The organism is Nitratifractor sp., assembly GCF_015487065.1.
GTDB lineage: Bacteria > Campylobacterota > Campylobacteria > Campylobacterales > Sulfurovaceae > Nitratifractor.
Genome location: NZ_WFQN01000149.1, coordinates 1 through 5,584 on the forward strand (window position 1 = coordinate 1; position 5,584 = coordinate 5,584).

Genomic DNA, 5,584 nt, shown 5'->3' on the forward strand with positions numbered 1-5,584 from the left:
TCCCAGATCTTTCCCGGTGCTGTCTTTTTTGTGCGGGGCGATATCCATTGCATAGACGCCGCCGCATTTGTTGACCGGCAGGCGGATATCGTTGGGGCCGCCCACATCGTATTTGGGGTTGGGCTTGCCATACTTTTTGCGATCCTCCATCCCCTTGGCAATCTGGCTGATGGCCACATAGAGGCGCTTTTGATCCGGATCATAGCTCAGCCCCTCCATCTTGCGAAATTCCGTCGTTGCCCCTTTGAGCGCCGCATAGCGTCTCGATTCCAGGAAAGCCGCCGCTTTTTCCATCCCCGACTTGACCTTGAGGCACTCGTGCCCGGTGCGGGTATTGATCGAAGAAAAGCCCGCGGGGCAGCTCCCGTTCTCTTGTGGCTTGGCCGTCTCGAAGATATCGTTAAAGAGGGGGCGTTTTTCGACAATCGCCCGGATCTCCGCATCCGTGGCATGCCCCAGGGGGATCCACTCCAGATCGGCCGCTCCTCCATTCGCGTCACTCGTTTGCTTCCACTTGGCGGCATAGAGGGTTCCGGCGCTCAGATCGTTCTTTTTGTCGGCACGGTACATAAACAGAGCACAGTTGGTTCCGTCATCACTCAAATAGGCGGTTTGAGCGTCGGGCATTACGTAGGCCAGCTCGTGGGCGAAGCGCCCCATACTGTAGTGTTTGGTATAACGGGTGTCTCCTTTGGCGTTGAGGATCTTCAACTCGGTGATCCATCCGTAGTAGTAGGGAGAGGCCTGCTTGAGATCCCCGTCAAAATAGGGCGCCTTGCCGTCATAGAATTCATCCCCTTCCAGTTTGCCGGTGGCGGGATCGAGTTTCCGGGCGTCGGGTTCATACTCTTCACTGCCAAGAAAGCTGTTCCACGGGGTTTTCATCCCGGCGCAGTGGACCCACCCGCCGTGATACTCGGCCTGGGAGACAAACCTGAGCCCTTCGGCGCTGAGCTCTCCCGTTTGGGGATCCTGCTTGAGCGGCGCCAGATAGATCGCACCGATGCCGCACTCGAACTGGGTCACCATAAAGGGCTTGCCCTCAACCTGGATAAACTCCGTATGATCGGGGCCGCTGCCGCCAAACTGTCCGTTACAGATATAGTAGCTGCCGTCTTCCATCCGCAGCGGCTTGCCGTGGACATCTTTGAGCAGACCGAAGATCTCGGAGCCCAGCGTCTCTCCGGTATTGAGAACCGTTTTGTAGCGAAGCGGGTGAAGCGTCCCCGACTCGGCGGGCAATTCCATCTGCGGTGCGACGAGAATGGCCCGTTTTTGCGCGTCGGTCACCGGATAGGCGATGGAGCTTTGCTTCCCGGCGAAGCGGTCGGTATCGGCCCCTTGTGCCGCCAGAAGCGACGAATACAGAAGCGAAGAGGCGAGAAGAGTACGAGGAAAGGACATAGAAGGTCTCCTTAAAGGTAGAATACCTTCGAATCATAAAGCCAAACGGAAACCGATCGGAGACAAAAAAGAAACAGTTGAGAAACAGGTAAGGAACGTCAGGAAACTCCGTCACTTCCCGGGAAGAACCTGGAAATAGATCAGCAGCGTCTTCTGATAGAAGTTGTCGTTGTCGTCACTGACCGTGACGAAACGGTTCGGCCCCACCTTGGCCAATCCTTCGAAGTTGTCCACGGTCCACCCCTTGGAACTGTCCAACCTCGCCAGGATCTTGGTAGGGCACAATCCCTGACGGCAATGATCGATCTTCACCTCCCGCAAGGTAATGACGACCGGATCGAGCACACCGGTAATCGAGCGCTCCAAGACCAGGAAGTTTCCGTTGTCCAGCACCCCCAGGGCCGTCACGGCGCTTTTGGGCTCCTTGCCGCGCAGAAAGCTCCATTGTCGACCGCGAAGAGCATAGAGGGTCTGAATCTTCTTGGAATGCGCTTTTACCGGATATTCGGCGGCGGTCACCAGCCCGTATTTGGGATGCCAAGCCAGGGCTTCGAGCCCTTTGTTTTTGCTACGGAATTTTCCCATCGAATCGATGGCTTTGGGCAGGCGCAGATAGCGGACGATCCGCCCGTCATAGCCCACCTGTGCGATACGCGGCTTCTCCTCGAAGCTCACATAGAGCCTTCCTTTTCCGTCAAGGGTCAATCCCTCGCTGTCTCTGCGCCACTTTTTGAGCTTTTTGCCGCTCTTTTTTCTCAAAGTAGCAGCATCCAGCGGGCTCAGCTCCCGGATCTTTTCGCCGAAACGGGCCTGAAAGCGAAAGAGCTTTCCCTCGTCGCTGATCATAAAGAGCCAGCGACGCTTTTTCAGAAAGGCCAGATCCGAGATCTCGGCGAAATGGCGTCCGCCGATCTGATCGAAAACGAGCTCCTTCTGATCCAGGATCTGTAGCGCTCCTACCCGATCCCCCTTCCAACCCGAGGGACGAATATCGACGGAATAGACCTCCGCCCGAAGCACTGAGAAAAGGAGGAAAAGCAGGAAAAGAGAACGGCCCACAGCCTAGACCTCTTTGTGTCGCCGATGGCTCCACCAGGCATGCAGCAGCAGCCAGACCACCGAGAGGTCGATCATCACATCGGCGTAGTTGAAGACGGCGAAATCGAATCCGCAATGCCAGTAGACATAGTCCACGACCGCCCCGTGGACGAAACGGTCCGAGAGGTTGCCCAACGCGGCTCCGAGCAAAATGCCCAAGACGAAAGGATGCCGGCGAATCCACCCCTCCGTCCAAAAGAACCCGAGCATTGCGATAATCAACAACGACTGTAGCCACTTGAGCCAAGGCCCCAAAAAGGCGAAGAGGCTAAAGGCCACCCCCCGATTGAGGTGCAATTCCAGGGAGATACAGCGGCTCTGCCACTCATAGCCCGCGAGAAAAAGCTCTTTGATCCCCTGATCGACGATATAGGTCCCCAGGGCCGCTAGCAGAAAAATAGCCGCCCCGCGGATGCCAAACCTTGCCGGAGTTTCCACTTAGGAGAGTTCCCGACGGAAAAAGGCTTCGATCCGATCCATCGCTTCTTCGAGCTGCCGGGCGTCCCGCCCCTCGAGGAGAAGGCGGATTTTGTTTTCGGTCCCCGAATAGCGGAAGAGATGGCGCATTCCCGCCTCTTCAATCTCCTCTCGAAGATCAGCCAACCCTTCAATTTCATCGAGCGGACGCTTCTCTCCCACATTCAGATTGACCAGTTTCTGTGGATAGGTCTCAAAGGGGTTGAAAGCTTCGCTAGCCTGCTTCCCGCTGCTGACCAGATAGGCCAGAGCCTGCAGAGCACTGGAGATGCCGTCGCCGGTCTTGGCGAAATCGCTGAAGATAATGTGCCCGCTCTGTTCCCCGCCGAAATTGAGATCTTTCGCCTGCATCAGCTCCACCACATTCTTGTCCCCCACGGCACTGCGGTAAAGGGTGATACCATGCTCTTTGAGATAGTCGTCCAGAGCCTGGTTGCTCATCACCGTCGCCACCATGGCGTCGTGGCGCAGCTTCCCCTGGGATTTGAGGTAGACCGCCAGAACCCCCATCAGCTTGTCTCCGTCGATAACCTCTCCTTGTTCATCCACCATCACCAGCCGATCGGCATCCCCATCCAGGGCCACTCCCACATCGGCCCGGTAACGCAAGACCTCCTTGGCCAAATACTCCGGATGCATCGCCCCGCACCCCTCGTTGATATTGAAACCGTTGGGCTCATCCCCCAGGACCACCACATCGGCCCCCAGCTCACTCAAAACCGTCGGAGCCACCTTATAACCCGCCCCATTGGCGCAATCAACGACCACCCGCAGGCCTGAAAGCGTCAACTCCCGGGGAAAAGAGTTTTTGATATGGACGATATAGCGGCCGATTACATCATCAATACGTTTGGATTTGCCGATAGCTTTGCCTGTCACCTGCGCGGCATCAATCGCATCGTCATCGACATAGATCGCCTCGATCTCCTCCTCCACCGTATGGCTGAGCTTGTTTCCCTGGGCATCAAAAAACTTGATCCCGTTGTCATAATAGGGATTGTGGCTAGCGCTGATCATGATCCCGGCGTCACAACGCATGTTTTCTGTCAAAAACGCGATGGCCGGCGTGGGCATAGGACCGATCTGAATCACATCATAGCCCACTGCAGTCAGCCCCGAGACGATGGCATTTTCGATCATGTAGCCGCTGCGGCGGGTATCCTTGCCCACGAGGATCTTGTTTGTCTTGGCCCTGGGGCGGAAATAGATCCCGGTCGCCATCGCCAGCCGCATCGCGGCGGGAGCGGAGACCTTGACTCCCGCTTTGCCCCGCACACCGTCGGTTCCAAATAGTTTTTCCATCACTGACCGCCTTTAAATATTTGTAAAATGAAATTTTGACGACATTTTACCCAAAGCTCCCTGACATATTTTATTTAGTATTTAGCTTTTTTTGGTATGATTCGCCCACTCAATAGACCCTGATATCAAGCGGGCTATATTTTTCCGAAAAATATTCACAGAAAAGGACTGAGTTCATGGCACATCACAAGTCAGCAAAGAAACGCATCAAACAGACCGTCAAGAAGACCGAGCGCAACCGTTACTACCGGACCCGGATGAAAAACATCATCCGTGCCGTCCGCGAAGCAGCTGAAGCCGGGGATAAGGCCAAAGCGCAGGAAGCTCTTCAGGTCGCCAACAAGCAGCTGCACCATTATGTCAGCAAAGGCTTCCTCAAGAAGCAGACCGCTTCCCGCAAGGTCAGCCGGCTGCACAAGCTGGTCAACAGCATCGAAGCCGCCTAACCCCTCTTTTTAACCAAACACTTCACTTTTCTGCTCCGGTTTCCGACCGGAGCCCATGCACCTCATCGCCAGGATTCACAGATGTTCCAAGAGAAACTTCACCCCTTCATTGAACGCTACGAAGAGATCAACCGGCTGCTGAGCTCCCCCGAGATCGCCTCTGACATCCAGAGAATGACGGAGCTGAGCAAAGAGCAATCTTCCATCGCTCCCTTGGTGGAGAAGGCGCGGGAATATCTCGAGATCAGTGAAGCGATCGAAGAGAACAAGGCCATGCTCTCCGACTCCGAGTTCGGCGAACTGGCCAAAGAGGAATTGGCGGAGCTGGAACCGAAGCTTCCCAAGCTGGAGGAGGCAATCAAAGTCCTGATGATCCCCAAAGACCCCAACGACGACAAAAATATCTATCTCGAGCTTCGCGCTGGTGCCGGAGGGGACGAGAGCGCCCTTTTCGTCGAAGATATGTTCCGGATGTATCTGCGCTTCGCCGAGCGGCAGGGGTGGAAAGTGGAGATCGTCAGTTCTTCGGAAGGGACCGCCGGCGGCTACAAAGAGCTCATCGTCCTGGTCAAAGGCGAGGGGGTCTATAGCAAGCTCAAATACGAAGCTGGCACCCACCGGGTCCAGCGGGTCCCCGCCACCGAAACCCAGGGACGGGTCCATACCTCCGCCATCACTGTCGCCGTCATCCCCGAAGTGGAGGATGTGGAGGTCGATATCAAACCCAACGAGATCAAGATGGATGTCTACCGTTCCAGCGGCTGCGGCGGCCAGAGCGTCAACACCACCGACTCCGCCGTCCGCCTGACCCACCTGCCTACCGGGATCGTCGTGGCGATCCAGGATGAAAAATCCCA

General features: G+C 56.0%; 6 protein-coding genes. 2 read left to right on the plus strand and 4 right to left on the minus strand.

Going from position 1 to position 5,584, the window contains the following annotated elements:
* The 4 genes from F8I07_RS08625 to glmM all read right to left on the minus strand — a co-directional run.
* A partial coding sequence (locus F8I07_RS08625) for an alkaline phosphatase PhoX (protein WP_292658415.1) occupies positions 1-1,404 on the minus strand: 1,404 nt, incomplete at its 3' end.
* A gap of 111 nt (positions 1,405-1,515) precedes the next feature.
* Complete coding sequence (locus F8I07_RS08630) at positions 1,516-2,463, minus strand: esterase-like activity of phytase family protein (protein WP_292658418.1); 948 nt, start codon at positions 2,461-2,463, stop codon at positions 1,516-1,518.
* Positions 2,464-2,466: 3 nt separating this feature from the next.
* Positions 2,467-2,916: a signal peptidase II gene (lspA, locus tag F8I07_RS08635; protein ID WP_292658429.1), complete on the minus strand. Its 450-nt coding sequence runs from the start codon at positions 2,914-2,916 to the stop codon at positions 2,467-2,469.
* 24 nt (positions 2,917-2,940) lie between these two features.
* On the minus strand, positions 2,941-4,281 hold the full coding sequence (gene glmM, locus F8I07_RS08640; RefSeq protein WP_292658421.1) for a phosphoglucosamine mutase: 1,341 nt from the start codon (positions 4,279-4,281) through the stop codon (positions 2,941-2,943).
* 176 nt (positions 4,282-4,457) lie between these two features.
* Between glmM and rpsT the strand changes: the two genes are divergently transcribed.
* Positions 4,458-4,727 carry a 30S ribosomal protein S20 gene (gene rpsT, locus F8I07_RS08645; RefSeq protein WP_292658424.1) on the plus strand — a complete coding sequence of 90 codons (270 nt, stop codon included), beginning with the start codon at positions 4,458-4,460 and terminating at the stop codon, positions 4,725-4,727.
* Positions 4,728-4,808: 81 nt separating this feature from the next.
* Positions 4,809-5,584, plus strand: a 776-nt coding sequence (locus F8I07_RS08650; RefSeq protein WP_292658426.1) for a PCRF domain-containing protein, incomplete at its 3' end; no start/stop codon positions are given.

Coding starts and splice junctions, on each gene's coding strand:
- rpsT (WP_292658424.1), top strand. CDS start 4,458: ATGGCACATCACAAGTCAGCAAAGAAACGCATCAAACAGACCGTCAAG.
- glmM (WP_292658421.1), bottom strand. CDS start 4,281: ATGGAAAAACTATTTGGAACCGACGGTGTGCGGGGCAAAGCGGGAGTC.